This is a genomic window from Bacillus sp. HMSC036E02 (assembly GCF_001836235.1).
Taxonomy (GTDB): Bacteria; Bacillota; Bacilli; order Bacillales; family Bacillaceae_G; genus Bacillus_A; species Bacillus_A cereus.
In genome coordinates, this window is record NZ_KV827813.1 from 25622 (window position 1) to 43499 (window position 17878).

Below are 17878 nucleotides of genomic sequence, written 5' to 3' on the forward strand. Positions count from 1 at the left end.
AAAGCCATCTAAAGCAAGATGGCTTTTTTCATTATCATTTTTTATTTCTTATAATGCACGGTTGCTAAGTCAATCAACTGCTGTGTTAAACTCTCCAACTTTTCTTTTGGACAAGGACTTACACGGAGTTGCTTCTTAATCTCCTTTCGCATTTCACGTTTTACATCTTCTTTAGTTGTCCATTCCACTATATCTGCTTCCTGCTGAATAATGTCCGTTATAAGATACGTTAATGCTTTTAAATCCTCTACGTCATCATATGGAGGCATTTCTTTCTCCAGCATTTGATAAAACGGATATTGCTCACGAGTAAAGCCTTGTTCTTCTCCTTTTTGTGCTGCATTCCGCATATCATTCACCATATTACGATATTCTTCCAACAACTCATCGATATCCATCTGACGGTCTCTGCGCCGTTGAAGGAGTTCTTCGAGCCGTTCCTTTAAAGATGTATAGTAGACTGGATTCTCTTCCAACTTGACTCGTATTTCATGACGAATGGCATGTTCCATTTCAGCTGCTTTACCTTCTGGTGTCTTCGTTTCATCTATCTGTTTTTCAAATCGATTCGATAGAATATCAATTGGTTCGTGAACAACATTAATACCTACTGCTGCAAGATGCTCCTCTATAAGCTGCTTTACCTTTTCTCCGCAGTCACTAATATCCATACCATCTACACGATATCGAGACTTTGCTGCTTGCCGCACTTTACCTAGAAACTTTAAATCTGCTATGTAATTATGTGCTTTAGGACTAGGCATTACCATATCCATGCTTTCTGAAAAACGTTTAAATGCTGTATCAAATTCGTTTCGTACGTCTTCTGGTTCTAACACTTGTAAACATGCTTCTAGATTATCTGTCGAGATATAGTCGAAAAAGCGCATAGCAGAACGATGACGAGACTGTAATCTTGGTATCTCAGTATCAATATTTTTTAATGCACCTTGTACATCTTCTTTATTGAAAATAGCAAGCGCTTGCTCTAGGAATCTAGAAACACCGTAATAATCTACAACCAAACCATAAGTCTTTTTATCATATGTACGATTTGTACGAGCTATGGCTTGTAAAAGATTATGTTCTTTAATTGGCTTGTCTAAATACATAACCTGTTCGATTGGAGCATCAAAGCCCGTCAACAGCTTGTCACACACGATTAAGAAACACAACTTATCCTCCGACATCGGATTCTTAAAACGAGCAATCACATCTTTTTCTTCTTCTTTTGACAAATGATGTTTTTGGAGATGTTCCCCATCATTATGACCCGCTGACATAATAACTTTAGATTCATAATTACTTAGTTCATCTAACATCTCCTTATACATAACTGCTGCTTCACGGCTAATCGCTACAATTTGTGCCTTGAAGCCATTTGGCTGGATATGTCTTTCATAATGTTCAATCATATCTAGTACAATACGTTTAATTCGTTTTTGTGATGAAGTAATCGCTTGTTCTGTCACATACTTCTTCTTAATACGTTCTCGGTCTTCCTCACTGTACTCACGGAATTGTCGTTCAAACAGTTCGTCTAACGAATCTCCTTGTACATGCAAGTCCGCCATTCTTGCTTCATAAAAAATAGGTACTGTTGCTCCATCCTCTACTGCTTGTTCAATGGTGTATTTATCAATATATGGTCCGAATGTACGCTTTGTACTCTTATCTTCCTTATCAATTGGCGTACCTGTAAATGCTAAATAACAAGCGTTTGGCATAGCACTTTTCATTGTGGTTGCTAGTCCACCATATTGTGAACGGTGAGATTCATCAACCATGACAAAGATATTCTCAGCAGTAGATAGGTTCTTGAATTCCTTTGTCTCTGCATCCTCTTGGAACTTCTGTACCAATGTCATAATAGTAGAGCCTGTACCTTGTTGAAGTAGCTGCCGTAATTGTGCAACTGACTCTGCCTGTTGTGGATTTGGGAAGCCACATCGACGGAAAGTGTTTGTAATTTGTTCATCCAAGTCTTTACGGTCTGTCACAACAACGATAGTGGGGTTCTTAAGTTCTTTAATCCGTCGCAACTTAACAGCAAGATACACCATTGTTAAAGATTTTCCGCTTCCTTGCGTATGCCATACAACACCGCCACGTTGCGTTTTATCCTCCGCACGTAAAATACGGTCAATTGCTTTATTTACTGCACGGAACTGCTGGTAACGAGCAAGTTTTTTAATTATACGTCCTTCTACTGGCTCATATACAATAAAATTACGAATTAAATCTAGTAGATTCTCCTTTGTTAACATTCCCGCTGTTAAAATATCTTGTGGTGTTGGAGAAACTCCTAATTCTGCGACTGTTTTTGGATATGGGTCTTTCCATTCACCGTAGTGTTGCGTTTTGGCTCCAATTGTTCCTACTTTAGCACGGTCATTACTCGTAACAATCATAAATTGGTTGTAATGAAATAGCTGCTCATGTGTTTCTTGATAGCGCTGTAACTGACGTACACCCTTACCTACTTGTTCATCTGGTGACAACATGGGACTTTTGCATTCAATAATAACAAGAGGCAATCCATTTATAAAAATAGTAAGGTCAGGGCGAATGCTACCTTGAGCGTTACTGATGGTGAATTGGTCTACGACAAGAAACTCATTGTTCTCACATTTTTCGAAATCAATGAGTCTAACTGTTTGGTTCTTCTTTCCTTTGCCAAGGTCCTGTTGAATAGAAATCATATTTACTATCATTTCATGGAACTTTTGATTTGCTTCCATTAAGCTTGTTGATTCGATATGAGTAATAGAACGTATGACTTTTGCCAAATTTGTATCAGAAATCCATGGGTTTAATCGTAAGATAGCTTTGATTAAGCGTTCTTTTAATACAAATTCACCTCGTGTTTCTCTTTCTATATCAAGAGAAGGACCATGAATATATTCATAGTCCAATTCCTTTAATTGTTCAATCATGCGGTTTTCTACAAGTTGTTTCTCATTCCATTTAGCGAAGGAGGTCATACTTGTGTCACCTCATCTTCATCAACCTTTACACGAACTCTTTCTGTAAGGAGGGATTGCATGAGACCTTTTTTTATATCTCTTAGCTGCATTAATCTTTTTAACTCTATTTCCTTCTTTTTGTCCACGCTCTCTATAATTGTTGTTACTTGTTTTTGCTCTTCTTTTGACGGAATTGCTACTTTTATCTGTCTTAAATTTTGCTGGGTTAATTTTAATCTCGTAGCTCCTTGAATAGATAGATATGGGGTAATGTCCCTATGCTCAAGAAATCTATATATCCATTCATTTGTTACACTAGTTTTTGCCCTTATTATATGAGCGTGATTATTAACCCAACTCTTCCCTCTAACAAGATTAGTCATTGACCAATCCCTGAATTTTTTAAAATGGTCGCCATCTTCCCCAATTAGCACGATTTCCTCATCAAATAAATAATCATTAATATAATCTACAACACCTGTTGCTCCATAATAAGGAATCTCTCCTTGCATGGTTTCTCGAACTTCTTTGCTAAGAGGAACACGTCTATTATCCAGTATTTCGCAGCATTCATCTATTGTAACAACTTCCCAATCTTTAGGGATATCTCCAATTTCCGTCTTCTTAAACTTCGTATGTCCAATTCCTTTTGCCAAAAGCTGCTGTACTAATCCTTTTTTTATTTTTTCTTTTTGTTCAATAATACCCTCTGTTTTCTCAATGGCTTTATCAACAGAAGAAAGAATTTCAGTGATTTTCTTTTGAACTACCAATGGTGGAACTAAAATATCTAACTTTAGTAATTCTTTAGGTTGTATTCTTTTCGAACCTGTACCTGTAGCTAATGACTCTAAATTTTTATAAAACGACGGTCGAGCAAAATAGTAATATAACCAGTTAACATCTACTTCTTCTGAGACATCAAAAGCAGGAACATCTTGAGTAGATTGATAACCGTTAAGTTCATTAGGTATTATCCCAATAGCACCATTATGTAGATTTTGTTTACCATAGATGAATTGTCCAGCTTTTCTTTTAAAATACACAGTAGAACCTATTTTATCAGTAGCTCTTTCCTCCCTCTTTTGAACACCTTGTAAATGCAATTTTACAGTGAGTCTTTTGTCAGTCTTTTGCTCCTTGGCTAACTCTCTACTCTCTTTAAGAATTCTATCAAGCTGAACTTTTCTCCAGTTAGTCACCAAATCCCAACTCCTTCAAATACCCATACATTACCGATTCAATTTCCTTGCGCTCTTCCTCCAACTTACGAAGTTCCACTATCGCTACACCTACATCAATTAGTTCTTCCTCTTCCCTTGTATCTATATAACGAGCAATATTTAAGTTGTAGTCATTTTCACGAATTTCTTCGATACACACAGGACGACAATATTTCTCTACTTCCTCATATTTTTCGTATGCTTCTACAATTTTTTCAATATCTTGGTCACATAATGTATTTTGATTCTTTCCTTCTTGATAATCCTGAGAGCCATCTATGAAGAAAATTTTATTTTTACGCTCTTCTGGTTTATTACGATTAAGGATTAGAATACACGCTGGAATACCTGTACCATAAAATAAATTCGAAGGTACACCGATGACCGCTTCAATTAAGTTTTCTTCAATCAAACCTTTACGAATTTTCCCTTCTGCTGCTGCTCGGAACAGAACACCATGAGGCATAACAACTCCAGCTTTACCCTCGTGGTTTAATGTTGCAATCATATGTTGAATAAATCCGTAATCCCCTGCGTTCTTTGGTGGTAATCCAAAACGGAAACGACCATATTCATCACTCTCAGCTTCCTCACGTCCCCAATTCTTTAAGCTGAATGGTGGGTTCGCAATAACACGGTCATATAGAATCAGTTCACCATCTTGCAACAATTTTGGTTCACGAATTGTATCTCCCTTTTCAATGCGATGGTCGCTTAATCCATGTAATAGAAGGTTCATCTTACAAATTGCCCATGTATTAAGATTTCTTTCTTGTCCATGTAACACAAGATTACGAGGGTTTCCGCCTTTTCCTTTAATGTAATCTACAGATTGAATAAGCATTCCACCAGAACCTGCTGTCGGGTCGCATACACGCATTCCTTCTTCTGGCTTAATCAGTTTCACGATAAGTTCTACTACTTTACTTGGCGTATAAAACTCCCCACCTTTTTTCCCTGCATCGTCTGCAAACTGCTTAATGAGATACTCATAGGCACGTCCAAGCATATCTGGCTCAGATAGGCTTGCATTACTTAAATCAATTTTAGAAAAGTGTTGAATTAGTTGTAATAAAAGATTGTCTGGTAACTTCTCTTTATCATTGAAATCAATGTTTGCTAATACTCCTTGTAACGACACGTTTTCTTCTTCTAATTTTTCAAATGCTTTGTTGATAGCATCGCCAATATCTTGTGTTTTAGAACGGATATCTTCCCATCTTGCACCTTCTTGTACAAAGAACTGATGCTCATCACGGTCAGTCCAACCGTAGTCATCTCCTTCTTCCTCTTCTATACGCTTTGCTGTTTCTACAAATACGTCATTCAAACGTTTTAGGAATAGTAACCCAAATATGTAGTTCTTATAATCGGAAGAATCAATACTTCCTCGCATTATGTTCGCAGATTCCCATAAATGGGATTCCAGTTGTTGTAATGTTAATTTCTCCATGCTCTTTCCTCCATCTGAATCACATCTATATACATGTATGTTATTAAATAAAGTTGTCTACCTACTACTATAACAAAATCCCCCCCTTACAACTAGTTTCTCCCTAATCTATATCCAAACATATGACTACTGAACCAGATACTAAAAAGTGCTGTGAGATTTCCTAATCCCAGTAACTAATAAAAGCAATATTTCATTAAATGTTTTGTGATAAGAGCCTCCCTCTTTTCATAAATAAGAGAGACACAATATACAGAAATATATTCTTCTATATCAACAAAAGGAGATTGATTTCCACATCTTCTTTTAAGAATATTATATTAATGATACAATTGGCATATAATAAAAAGGAATCGATGCGCTAACATCGAGCCTTTTTACAACTAATCATAACAGCGTGGTTAGTTCATCTAATTTAATTATTTGGAATCAGAAGAAGAACCATCGGCTTGGTCGGCAGAGTGGTTCTTTTTCTTTTCTCAAGTTCTACTGTAACAATCCTTACTAAAACGAAAGTTCTACCAAAAATCAGTATAGTTCCCGATAGCAGAACAACTATCTCTTACCATTATACAGACAGTTAAGGACATAATTTTGTGGTCACAAAATGGTCACACACCTTACAATAACCATTGCTTTTTTAATAGAATTCCATTTATAAAAAAGCGTGAAAATGCCTTTAAATCAACGTTTCCCCCGTAGCTCAGCAGGGAGAGCGCCACCTTGACAGGGTGGAGGTCGTGAGTTCGAGCCTCTCCGGGGTCATAAAAAAGAGACACCATATCAACCTTCTACGTGATATGGTGTCTCTTTTTATCTAATTCAATTACTTCCCACCAAACATCTTCTCCAAAGACTTCGCATTGGCAAACAATACTTCTTTCAAGTTATCGTCAGCAACGATTTTATAATCGCCATCTTTGTCTTTCTTTAAGTTCAATGTAACTTCGCGAGTTGCCATTGCTGCATCTTTATCTGCTAAGTTTTTGACGATAGTTGATGTCATTGTTTTTTCGATTGCTTTTTCAGATTGTTCTTTGTCTTCACTAAAGGCACTAGCGAACGCCATTGGCATAACTTCTCCCACTGCTTTTGTTACAGCAACGGATAGGTCTGCAGATGTAATTTTCACTTTCACTTCTGCTTTGTCATCCTTTTTCGATACTTCTTCTAGCTTTTCAAATTTAAAGTTCTTTGTAATTGCACTTAGCATTGCTTTTGCCTCAGCATCATCTGTTTTTTCATTTAGTTTATTAAATTCCTTGTCACTCTCAACAAATGTACGAGCCTTTTCTACATCACCTTTTTGTATCGCTGTTAAAAATTCTTCTGTAGTATCTTTCGGATTTGCACACCCCGCTAAAACACCTGCTGTTAATCCTACTACCATCATTAATAGCAATAATTTCTTTATCTTTTGCACGTTCATTCTCCTCTTATCTTTTCTAGTAAGTCAGCATCATACAATATTATGAAACTGACATTACAAACATTTTTTAGTATAGCATTTATATGATTCGTTTTCTATTAATTCCCAAAAGATAAAGGGCCTTGCAGCATTCCTACAAGGCCCCTCTTCTATCAATCTGTATCCGTAGCACAAATAAACCACATTTTACGCTCCCTACTATCTAACACCATCCAAGTAGCATCCCATGCAACATCGTAAAACCAATCTGTCCAAGGGCAATAGCTTTTGAACACTTTAATATCTTCATAGCGATCTTGGAACATATATTGACATACATTCACGGCTAATTGTTTTGCGATAACTGGTCGTTCCTTAAATCCTTCATATGCTCCGCCCGACAAAATTTGAGCGGCAATGCTACCATCAAGCATGACTGCCCATTGCTCTTTAAAATGCAACTTATATTTTTCTGACGTATGTATTTTTAACTCTTCTAAGCTATTGATTATATCTAAAGAGTTAAAGATTCTTCTAAAGAAGTGCTCGTGTCCATCTTTCCAATATGGTATTTCTTTAAAAAAATTTTCGTTATGTACTTTAAAACAGCTTATAACCACTCCGCCATTTACGTTTTGTTCCTTAAATGTATGTATGAGTTTCTCAATAGATGAGTCATTCGTTTCTATTTTTTCAAACGTTCCTGCTTTTCATCTCATAACGCCCACTACTCTCTATTCAAAATTTGTTTCTTAATTATAAATATCAAAATAAAACCCAGCAACTTTAAGATTGCTGGATTATCTCTTATTTATATTTGAAAAAACAATAACAATTGCTCCAATTATATAATGCCCTGCTACCATCCACATACTCCGATCAAAAATCATAAGCGATAACCAAAGTGATATATTCATAGTAGCAAATAATAAATATAAAATGTAATCTCTCTTTTGTATTGCTCCTCTATTCATCAAAATGTAAGCGGCACCGATAGGAGGAAAAAGACAAATATTTTTCTTAACGACTACGGATGCGGAGTTAGTGTCTGCATATGAACCTCCTTTTCATCATAATACTTGCTTCAACATCGGCCTCACTACCCTATATTCATCACTATAAGCTTCCTTTATGATTAAAGGCGGGTAATCACTTTTTTCTTCCTCAATCATTATGAATACTTCTGTTTTCTCTTGTAATGTATTAGATTCTCTATTTTTAGTAGGTTTTTTACTTGTTTTAATTTTCTTTGTTACTTCGCCAAGTTTTTGCCCAACTTCTTCTACTTTGGCAGGTTCATTCGTAACATAGTATTCTTGTTCGTCCCATACTAATATAGGTGGCACTTGTTCTCTTTTGTTACATATTATATAAGTAGTACTAGCTACAAGTAGTATACAAGTTAATAAATAGAAGATAGTTTTTTTATTCATATACTACACTCCTTATCTATCATTTCATTGGATTATATAACACAATTTATTTTCAGAAAATGGATTTGGTGGTAATTTTCAGGTTGAACAATAAAGAAAAACCTTACCAAAGTAAGGTTCCGTTTTTACATTCTATAGTGACTGATTAATTAATACGATCATTACAATAATTGCTATAAGCATAACAACTAAACAGCCGATTAATTTATAAAATCCTCGCTTCGTTAATGTCCCACCTTGAACGTCTTTACGAATAAATAAGAATACGGCTAAAAATAATACAAGCCCAATGCCAAAAGCATACATCATTTGCATATGTTAATCTTCCTTTCTCTCCTCCATCTTAATATCTTTTTGCTAAAACAACAAATGAGATAAAGACGGTACTCATTGTAAGTGCCATAAGTATATTCAATAATATAGAAGAAACTTTTTTAAATTTTAGCACGTCTATTTTGAAGCGAAACACGGAACACTGTAAATAACTGTTACTATATCTCCTCACTTCTTTTTTTAAAATTTAATATCTCCATATTTGTTTTATCCTTTTAAAATATTTCATTTATTTCTTTATTTCACGAAATGCGTTATTTGTTTTACGGTGTTTTTCGTCATATTTATAGAAACTAACTGTTTATGGAGCATTTTTTATGTTTAGCAACTTTTTTTGTAGAAATCCTTCACTTTCCTTTCAATATTTAACACTATCTAAATAAAGTTTACGATAAATTCATAATTTTTTATTTTTTATACTATATTCCGTTATATTGTTGTATAATATCTATGAAAGCGCTTATTATTTCAATATACATAATTCAAACTTTTTTTATCGAAACATTCTAACTATTATACCTATATTTAAATGCAACAATTATGGCTATTAGTATAGGCATACCAAATATATCCACCCCATTTTTCTGTAAAATTACTTTATAACATGAAAGATTAACTTGGGTGATAAGTTATTGTGAATGTTTTTTTACAAAACAGATAAGTAATAGTGTTTGGTATTATGTAAATTATTGTAATAACATAAGAGTAAAGAAAAACATTTACATTGATTATTGATTCATTACTTATTGAAAAAGAGCAAAATGCACCTTTGTATGGAAAAGGATTATATGCATTGGGAGGTTTAAACAAATGACGAGGAAGAATACAACGACAAACCCTTGGGCCAAGTTCCACGGTCCGAACCTTGGTTATGTTATTGAGCAGTATGATCTTTACGTAACTAGAGCAGGTTCTGTTGATCCGGAATTACAAGAGCTTTTTGAAATTTTTGGAGCTCCTTCGTTTCAAGATGATGTCGTAACAGGGGACAACACAGCAACACATTTTTCTCCTCAAAACACAGGTAATATTGAAAAAATTCTTAAAGTCGTTCAACTTGTTGAGCAGATTCGTTCTTTTGGGCACACGTTGGCTCACATCAACCCGATGGAAGATGCTGCAAATGGACAATCTCTTCTTGAGAAAGCAATGAACGAACTGAGCGATGCTGACTTGAAAGCGATTCCAGCGAAAACAGTATGGCCAGATGCACCAGAAGGTATTCACACTGCACTTGATGTAATTCATAGATTAAAAGACGTTTATACAAAATCTTTAGCTTATGAATTTTCTCATATACAAGATAGTGAAGAACGCGCGTGGTTGCATCAAATGGTGGAATCAAATTCATTGCGTCAACCACTATCAAATAAAAAACGAACTGCTCTTTTAAAACGTTTAACAGCTGTTGAAGGTTTCGAGCAATTCTTGCATAAAACATTCGTTGGGCAAAAACGTTTCTCTATCGAGGGCGTTGATATGCTTGTACCTGTTTTAGATGAAATTGTTCTAGAAGGTGCTAAGAACGGCGTAGAGGATGTCATGATTGGTATGGCTCACCGCGGTCGCCTAAGCGTACTTGCTCACGTATTAGAAAAACCATATAGCCACATGTTTGCTGAGTTCAAACATGCAAAAATAGAAGGCGCAGTGGCTAATTCTGGCTGGACTGGCGACGTGAAATACCATTTAGGTAGAGAACAAGTCGTTAGTAACGAAGAAGTTAGTACTCGCGTTACATTAGCAAATAACCCGAGTCATCTTGAGTTCGTGAATCCTGTAGTAGAAGGTTTCGCACGTGCGGCTCAAGAGAATCGTAAAAAATCTGGTCTTCCAGATCAAGATACTTCAAAATCATTCGTAATTTTAGTTCATGGTGATGCTGCATTCCCTGGTCAAGGTATTGTATCTGAGACACTCAACTTAAGCAGATTGAACGCGTACCAAACAGGCGGAACGATTCATGTTATCGCAAACAATGCAGTTGGTTTTACGACTGATAGCTATGATTCTCGTTCTACGAAATATTCAAGTGACCTTGCAAAAGGCTTCGATATTCCGATTGTTCACGTGAATGCTGATGATCCGGAAGCTTGTCTTGCAGCTGCTAACCTTGCGATTCAATATCGCATGTTGTTCAAAAAAGACTTCTTAATCGATTTAATTGGTTACCGCCGCTACGGTCATAACGAAATGGACGACCCGGCAGTTACGCAACCACAAGTGTACAAAAAAATTAAAAACCATCCAACTGTAAGAGCAATTTATGCAGATCAATTACAAGCTGCTGGTGTTCTAAATGCAGATGAGGTTGAAACAATTACACAGTTTATACAAGAGCAATTAAAATCCGACTATGCACAAGTACCACCAGCTGATACGAGTGATGCAACAATTCACGTTAAAGTACCAGATGTTGTTGCAAAAGGTATTCAGTCAATTGATACTGGCGTTGAGATTGACTCACTTCGTGCAATTAATGAAGGTCTACTATCTTGGCCAGAAGGCTTTAACGTATATCCGAAAGTGAAGAAAATTCTTGAGCGCCGTAAAGATGCTCTTGAAGAGAACGGCAAAATTGAATGGGCACTTGCTGAATCATTAGCATTCGCTTCTATTTTACAAGAAGGTACGCCAATTCGTTTAACTGGTCAAGATTCACAGCGTGGTACATTCGCACACCGTCATATCGTATTACACGATACTGATACAAATGAAACATATTCACCATTACATCGCTTACCAAACATTAATGCTTCATTCTCTGTTCATAACAGTCCGTTATCAGAGGCTGCTGTTGTTGGTTACGAATATGGTTATAACGTATTCGCTCCAGAAACTCTTGTTATGTGGGAAGCGCAATATGGTGACTTCTCAAATACTGCGCAAGCATTATTTGATCAATATGTTTCAGCTGGAAGAGCAAAATGGGGTCAAAAATCTGGCTTAGTTCTTCTATTACCACACGGTTATGAAGGTCAAGGACCAGAGCACTCTAGTGCACGTCCAGAGCGTTTCTTACAGTTAGCTGCTGAGAATAACTGGACAGTTGCAAACTTAACGAGTGCGGCTCAATACTTCCATATCCTGCGTCGTCAAGCATCTATCTTAGGAACGGAAGCTGTTCGACCATTAGTATTGATGACGCCGAAGAGTTTATTACGTCACCCACTTACGCTTTCAACTGCTAGTCAGTTAAGCGAAGGACGTTTCCAACCTGCTTTAGAACAAGAAAACCTTGGCATGAAACCAAATAAAGTAAAACGTCTTGTTTTAAGCACAGGTAAAATGGCGATTGACTTAGCAGCAGAAATCGAGTCTGGTAAACATGAGTACAACTTAGACGAAGTTCATGTCGTTCGTATTGAGCAATTGTACCCATTCCCTGCTGAGAAAGTTCAATCTATTATTAAACGCTTTAAAAACTTAGAAGAAATCATTTGGGTTCAAGAAGAACCTCGTAATATGGGCGCATGGCATTACATGGCTCCAATTCTGTTCGAACTTGCTGGAGATAAAGTGAAAACAGGCTACATTGGACGTCCTGATCGCTCTAGTCCATCTGGCGGCGATCCATTCGCTCACAAAGCTGAGCAAGAACTAATCGTTGCACATGCTTTAGATGTAAAGTATAACTTCCGTCAAGATAAACAAGAAATTGAAGTTTACAGCAACTAAAAAGTAACAATGAAGCTTTCTTGCTTGTTCCTTGGGCAGATATTCTGCCCAAGGCCAGGCTAACAAATGGAGATTACCGAAGACAAAAGAAGAAAAAACACACCGTTAGGCAAATAAGGGGAGGACATTTAAAATGATCGAAATTAAAGTACCTGAGCTTGCAGAATCTATTACTGAAGGAACTATTTCACAATGGCTCATCAACGTAGGCGACAAAGTTGAGAAAGGTGGCAGCGTTGTTGAGCTTGAAACTGATAAAGTCAATGTAGAAATCATTGCAGAAGATTCAGGTATTGTATCGAAGTTACTAGGCGAACCTGGGGATACAGTTGAAGTTGGCGCAACTATCGCAATTTTAGATGCTAATGGAGCACCAGTTGCAGTAAGTACACCTGCACCAGTGGCTGAGCAACCAAAACAAGAAACGACTGAAGCACCGAAAGCTGCGGCACCAAATGCTGAGCAAACTGCAACACTACAAGGCTTACCAAATACAAACCGTCCTATCGCATCACCAGCTGCTAGAAAAATGGCTCGTGAATTAGGAATCGACTTAAACGACGTACGTAGCACAGATCCACTTGGACGCGTGAGACCACATGATGTACAAGCTCATGCTGCAGCACCAAAAGAAGCACCAGCTGCTCCAAAGAGTCCTGCTCCAGTTGCAAAAACTGAATTCGAAAAACCAGTTGAGCGCGTGAAAATGTCCCGCCGCCGTCAAACAATTGCAAAACGCCTTGTAGAAGTTCAACAAACATCTGCAATGTTAACAACATTTAACGAAGTTGATATGAGTGCGATCATGGAATTACGTAAAGAACGCAAAGATGCTTTCGAGAAAAAACATGATGTACGTCTTGGCTTCATGTCATTCTTCACAAAAGCAGTTGTTGCAGCATTAAAACAATTCCCATTATTAAATGCTGAAATTCAAGGTGACGAGCTTATCATTAAAAAATTCTATGATATCGGTATTGCAGTAGCAGCTCCAGATGGATTAGTTGTTCCAGTTGTACGCGATGCTAACCAATTAAACTTCGCTGAAATTGAAAGTGAAATTCGTGAATTAGGTAAAAAAGCACGTGACAACAAACTTTCATTAAAAGAACTACAAGGTGGTACATTTACAATTACAAACGGTGGTGTGTTCGGTTCTCTAATGTCAACACCGATCCTAAATAGCCCACAAGTTGGTATTTTAGGAATGCATAAAATCCAAGTACGCCCAGTTGCAATTGATAACGAGCGTATGGAAAACCGCCCAATGATGTACATTGCTTTATCTTACGATCACCGTATTGTTGATGGTAAAGAAGCAGTTAGCTTCCTTGTTGCTGTTAAAGATATGCTTGAAGATCCAAAGTCATTATTATTAGAAGGTTGATAGATTAAAAATCTATTAAAGGCTGTAGAATGAATCATTCTACAGCCTTTTTTTATTGTGTTCATACGGGACAAATTTCATGACATAAGGTAATAATGTATGCCTAAACGTAAGGAGGATTAAAATGAATAACCTTCCAATTCATGCAAAACTTAAAGTAAATAAGGATACTTTCTTCCTCCCCGATTCAAACGGGGGTGTCTATTTTCGAAATAACGCCAGTTCATTTCGTATGGACGGTGATGGAATTTATGACTGGATTGAAAAATTAATGCCAATGTTTAACGGGAATTATTCTTTAGCCGAAATAACCGATGGCCTCCCTCTCCCCTATCAAAACCGTGTATTTGAAATTGGAGAGATTTTATATGAAAATGGTTTCGTTCGTGATGCAAATCAAGATGCACCTCATGAATTAAACAGTACATTACTCGACAGATATGCTTCGCAAATTGAATTTTTAGAAGCCGATTCTCATTCAGGTGCTTTAAAATTCGAAACGTACCGCGGAACAAATGTCCTTGTACTTGGTTCTGGGGATATGCTCACTTCCTTAGTTTCTTCTTTATTAGAATCTGGTTTACCTACATTTCATTACCTCGTTACAGATCGGGATGAAACAAACTATGACAGAATACATGAGCTAATAGAACGTGCATATGAAGTTGATAACAGTGTACTCCTTCAAGAAATCGATACTACAATTGACCGTCCCTTGCATGAAGTATTCGAACCTTTTGATTGGATTTTATATGTTTCTCAAAACGGAGACATCGACGGTTTAAAAACAGTTCACACTATTTGTAGAGAAACGAAAAAGAATTTCATACCAGCTATTTGTTTATCAACACTCGGTATAGCTGGACCTGTCGTAACAGAAAATCGTGATGAATGCTGGGAATCCGCATGGCATCGGCTACATGAAACGACTTTGCAAAATGAAAATTCATCGGATTCCTTCTCACCAATTACATCTGCCATGTTAGCAAATGTAATCGTTTTTGAATTGTTTAAACATGTCGCGGATGATTCATATCGTGAAAAAGAATCACAATTCTTTTTATTAAACTATGAAACACTTGAAGGAACGTGGCATCCTTTTATAAAACACCCTCTTGCAACTGATGAAAGTTTTACAATTGATACGATAGAAAATCTTTCTGAAAAACTTGAGCATCGGTATGGCCAACATACTTCAACTGATGTATTCCGCTTTTTCGACTCATTAACTTCTAAAGAAGCCGGTATATTCCATGTATGGGATGAACAAGATTCATATCAATTACCGTTATCACAATGCTATATTCAAGTAGCCAATCCATTATCAGATGGCCCAGCTCCCCTTCTGCCTCTTATGACTCGCAGTGGATTAACTCATAATGAAGCACGCCGAGAAGCTGGTTTAACAGGAATTGAAACATATGTAGCAGAAATCATTCACCGCCTTATTCCTGAACATAACAATATCGGTATCGGTGCTGGAGAAACGATGACAGAAGGATTTTACCGGGCACTACAACAACATTTAAACAATAAACTGTATGAGCGGCAGTCACATATGCTAGAAGAACTTACAACTGTTGATTTAACTGATATTCAAGATAAACATTGTAGATTTTATTACGATGCTCTCTCTACAATCCATGAAACACCTAAAATCGCAATGAGTGAAGAGATTCTCAGTTTTCCAGTCGTTTGGGTTGGTATAAATGATAGATGGTACGGTGCATCTAATATTAATATGACGTTAGCGTTACGAAACGCACTACAACTATCACTCTTTCACGTTCAAAATGAAGAAATTCCTTACAGAGCTAATATCTTGCCTGAATCATCTATTATTTTATATGACACGGATTCTTTTAGAGTGGAAATACAAGCGGAAGAAGAAATTCCAAGCGTACAATCTTTACAACTCGCCTTACAACATTTAGAAGAACATAATTTTTACCCCTTCGTATTTGATTTAGCGATTGAACCATTTTTGAAAGAAAACTTAGACGGTGTGTATGGGGTATTAATTGCAAAGGAGGACGGTTTATGATTCAAAATATATTGCTTATAGGAGATGGCCTTCTTGCAGACTATGTACATGATCAATTATGCAAACAATATTCCATCATTCGTCAGCATACTCTTACAGAAGAACTTCCTGAAACTATTCATCTCGCTCTCGTATTACATGATGGATCTCCTTCTACTATTCATCATGATGCTGAGCTAATTTTTCGCTCAAATCATATTCCGTGGCTACGTGGTTTTACTTCATTTGGCGAAGGTATTATCGGTCCTTACATTCATCCTCTTACGCCCGGATGTTCCCATTGTTCTGATGGACGCCGTTTTATCGCTGGCTTTGATCAAAAAGAAATGTGGGAACTACAGCGGAAATATGCCTTTAAAGCAGATAATGTAACGAGACGTGATGTACGTGCCACCCAAAATGGAATGTTGCAAATGTGTCATCTTATTTGCGCAGAAACAGAAAAAATATTAACTCATAACCATTCTTCTTTAGAAAATGAACTTATTTTACTAAACTTACAAACATTACAATGTACGCGGCATTCTTTTCTTCCAGATCCTCTCTGTCCTGTATGTAGTAATTTACCTGATGATACTGCGGATGCGGCGGAAGTTTCTTTACAACCAAGTTTAAAAGTAAGCACCGAAACGTATCGCTGCCGTTCCATTCATGAATTAAACACATTTTTAACGAGAGACTATTTAGATTATCGGGTCGGTATGTTGAACGGCAAAATGCAGCATTCTTTATTACCATTCGCTGACGTCATTATAAACATGCCATTAATGTTTGGAAATGAAGGTGTTGCAGGCCGAACTCATTCATTTGCAGTGAGTGAAGCAACTGCCATTTTAGAAGGTTTAGAACGATATTGCGGTATGTCGCCTCGTGGAAAAAAAACAAATGTGCACGGTAGTTTTCATGATTTAGAGGAACATGCACTAAATCCCCTCACACTCGGTGTACATACCAATGAACATTATAATCGTGATGGTTTTCCATTTAAACCGTTTGATCCTGATTATGAGCAAAACTGGGTATGGGGATATTCTTTATCACAAAACAGACCGCTTTTAGTTCCTGAATCAATTGCTTATTATAGCCTCGGTCATCGAGATGCTTTCGTGTATGAAACATCAAATGGATGTGCAATTGGCGGTAGTTTAGAAGAAGCGATTTTTCACGGCATTTTAGAAATTGTAGAGCGTGATGCCTTCTTACTCACTTGGTATGCCAAATTACCTCTTCCCCGCCTTGATCTTAGTTCAGCAAATGATACAGAATTACAATTAATGATTCAGCGGTTACGTACGATTACCGGATATGAATTACACGCTTTTAACGCGACGATGGAACACGGCATTCCTAGCTTATGGGTAATTGCAAAAAATACGCGTGAAAATGGAATGAACGTTGTTTGTGCAGGAGGCGCTCATTTAGATCCTATTCGAGCCTTAAAAAGCGCCATTCAAGAAATAGCAGGCATGTTACTTATAACAGACGATGAGCTCGAGCACAAAAGAGAATACTACGAAAAATGCTTACAAGATCCTTATTTTGTTAATAAAATGGAAGACCATAGTATGCTGTATGGATTGAAAGAAACGGAAGAACGTCTTCACTTCCTTTTACGGGAAGATGCACCGGTGCAAACGTTCCAAGAAATGAATGTATCACAATCATTTGATATGGATTTAACATCCGATCTCCACCAACTTTTAAATCGTTTGCATCAATCTAATCTTGAAATAATCGTTGTAGATCAAACCGTTCCCCTCATAGAAAAGAATGGATTACATTGTGTAAAAGTTATTATTCCAGGCATGCTACCGATGACGTTTGGTCACCATCTTACTCGAGTTACAGGACTGGACCGGGTATATACCGTACCGATGACACTTGGATATACAGACGAACCTTTAACGAATGAAAGATTAAATCCACATCCACATCCGTTTCCATAGTAAAGGA

11 protein-coding genes, 1 tRNA gene and 1 pseudogene are annotated in these 17878 nt (G+C 36.9%); 5 read left to right on the forward strand and 8 right to left on the reverse strand.

What is annotated here, in order from left to right; all coding sequences use genetic code 11:
• Positions 1 to 41 precede the first annotated feature (41 nt).
• Genes HMPREF2590_RS03960 through HMPREF2590_RS03970 form a run of 3 tightly spaced genes read right to left on the reverse strand, consistent with a single transcriptional unit; the run spans position 42 to position 5642 of the window.
• Positions 42 to 2984, reverse strand: a complete 2943-nt coding sequence (locus HMPREF2590_RS03960) for a type I restriction endonuclease subunit R (protein WP_070861355.1) — start codon at positions 2982 to 2984, stop codon at positions 42 to 44.
• On the reverse strand, positions 2981 to 4168 hold the full coding sequence (locus HMPREF2590_RS03965) for a restriction endonuclease subunit S (protein WP_070861357.1): 1188 nt from the start codon (positions 4166 to 4168) through the stop codon (positions 2981 to 2983). The genes HMPREF2590_RS03960 and HMPREF2590_RS03965 overlap by 4 nt, the downstream gene beginning before the upstream one ends.
• A complete protein-coding gene (locus HMPREF2590_RS03970; protein ID WP_070861359.1) occupies positions 4161 to 5642 on the reverse strand; it encodes a type I restriction-modification system subunit M in 1482 nt (493 codons plus the stop codon). Before HMPREF2590_RS03970 ends, HMPREF2590_RS03965 begins: the two co-directional genes overlap by 8 nt.
• A gap of 694 nt (positions 5643 to 6336) precedes the next feature.
• On the opposite strand from HMPREF2590_RS03970, the gene HMPREF2590_RS03975 reads away from it, so the two are divergent.
• Positions 6337 to 6407: transfer RNA gene (locus tag HMPREF2590_RS03975), tRNA-Val, on the forward strand.
• 61 nt (positions 6408 to 6468) lie between these two features.
• Here HMPREF2590_RS03975 and HMPREF2590_RS03980 read toward each other — a convergent pair.
• From HMPREF2590_RS03980 to HMPREF2590_RS31170, 5 genes and pseudogenes are all read right to left on the reverse strand, one after another.
• On the reverse strand, positions 6469 to 7065 hold the full coding sequence (locus HMPREF2590_RS03980; RefSeq protein WP_001169482.1) for a DUF4878 domain-containing protein: 597 nt from the start codon (positions 7063 to 7065) through the stop codon (positions 6469 to 6471).
• Positions 7066 to 7223: 158 nt separating this feature from the next.
• Positions 7224 to 7739, reverse strand: coding sequence for a hypothetical protein (locus HMPREF2590_RS03985; protein WP_223153422.1), 516 nt, complete (start codon positions 7737 to 7739; stop codon positions 7224 to 7226).
• A gap of 381 nt (positions 7740 to 8120) precedes the next feature.
• The gene (locus tag HMPREF2590_RS03995; RefSeq protein WP_001036576.1) at positions 8121 to 8483 is read right to left on the reverse strand and encodes a hypothetical protein; all 363 of its coding nucleotides are present in this window, start codon (positions 8481 to 8483) and stop codon (positions 8121 to 8123) included.
• Positions 8484 to 8615: 132 nt separating this feature from the next.
• Positions 8616 to 8798 carry a DUF3976 domain-containing protein gene (locus tag HMPREF2590_RS04000; protein WP_001178294.1) on the reverse strand — a complete coding sequence of 61 codons (183 nt, stop codon included), beginning with the start codon at positions 8796 to 8798 and terminating at the stop codon, positions 8616 to 8618.
• Positions 8799 to 8826: 28 nt separating this feature from the next.
• Positions 8827 to 8901 (reverse strand): annotated as a pseudogene (locus tag HMPREF2590_RS31170) (permease); the annotation flags it as partial.
• Positions 8902 to 9626: 725 nt separating this feature from the next.
• Here HMPREF2590_RS31170 and odhA point away from each other — a divergent pair.
• From odhA to HMPREF2590_RS04020, 4 genes are all read left to right on the forward strand, one after another.
• The gene (gene odhA / locus HMPREF2590_RS04005; RefSeq protein ID WP_000197175.1) at positions 9627 to 12494 is read left to right on the forward strand and encodes a 2-oxoglutarate dehydrogenase E1 component; all 2868 of its coding nucleotides are present in this window, start codon (positions 9627 to 9629) and stop codon (positions 12492 to 12494) included.
• A 133-nt stretch (positions 12495 to 12627) separates the two neighbouring features.
• A complete protein-coding gene (odhB, locus tag HMPREF2590_RS04010) occupies positions 12628 to 13881 on the forward strand; it encodes a 2-oxoglutarate dehydrogenase complex dihydrolipoyllysine-residue succinyltransferase (RefSeq protein ID WP_000569927.1) in 1254 nt (417 codons plus the stop codon).
• Between the two features lie 124 nt (positions 13882 to 14005).
• Positions 14006 to 15925 carry a putative thiazole-containing bacteriocin maturation protein gene (locus tag HMPREF2590_RS04015; RefSeq protein ID WP_001061567.1) on the forward strand — a complete coding sequence of 640 codons (1920 nt, stop codon included), beginning with the start codon at positions 14006 to 14008 and terminating at the stop codon, positions 15923 to 15925.
• Positions 15922 to 17871, forward strand: coding sequence for a TOMM precursor leader peptide-binding protein (locus tag HMPREF2590_RS04020; RefSeq protein WP_000615606.1), 1950 nt, complete (start codon positions 15922 to 15924; stop codon positions 17869 to 17871). The genes HMPREF2590_RS04015 and HMPREF2590_RS04020 overlap by 4 nt, the downstream gene beginning before the upstream one ends.
• Positions 17872 to 17878 lie beyond the last annotated feature (7 nt).

Coding starts and splice junctions, on each gene's coding strand:
- HMPREF2590_RS03960 (WP_070861355.1), bottom strand. CDS start 2,984: ATGACCTCCTTCGCTAAATGGAATGAGAAACAACTTGTAGAAAACCGC.
- HMPREF2590_RS03970 (WP_070861359.1), bottom strand. CDS start 5,642: ATGGAGAAATTAACATTACAACAACTGGAATCCCATTTATGGGAATCT.
- HMPREF2590_RS03995 (WP_001036576.1), bottom strand. CDS start 8,483: ATGAATAAAAAAACTATCTTCTATTTATTAACTTGTATACTACTTGTA.
- HMPREF2590_RS04000 (WP_001178294.1), bottom strand. CDS start 8,798: ATGCAAATGATGTATGCTTTTGGCATTGGGCTTGTATTATTTTTAGCC.
- odhA (WP_000197175.1), top strand. CDS start 9,627: ATGACGAGGAAGAATACAACGACAAACCCTTGGGCCAAGTTCCACGGT.
- odhB (WP_000569927.1), top strand. CDS start 12,628: ATGATCGAAATTAAAGTACCTGAGCTTGCAGAATCTATTACTGAAGGA.
- HMPREF2590_RS04015 (WP_001061567.1), top strand. CDS start 14,006: ATGAATAACCTTCCAATTCATGCAAAACTTAAAGTAAATAAGGATACT.
- HMPREF2590_RS04020 (WP_000615606.1), top strand. CDS start 15,922: ATGATTCAAAATATATTGCTTATAGGAGATGGCCTTCTTGCAGACTAT.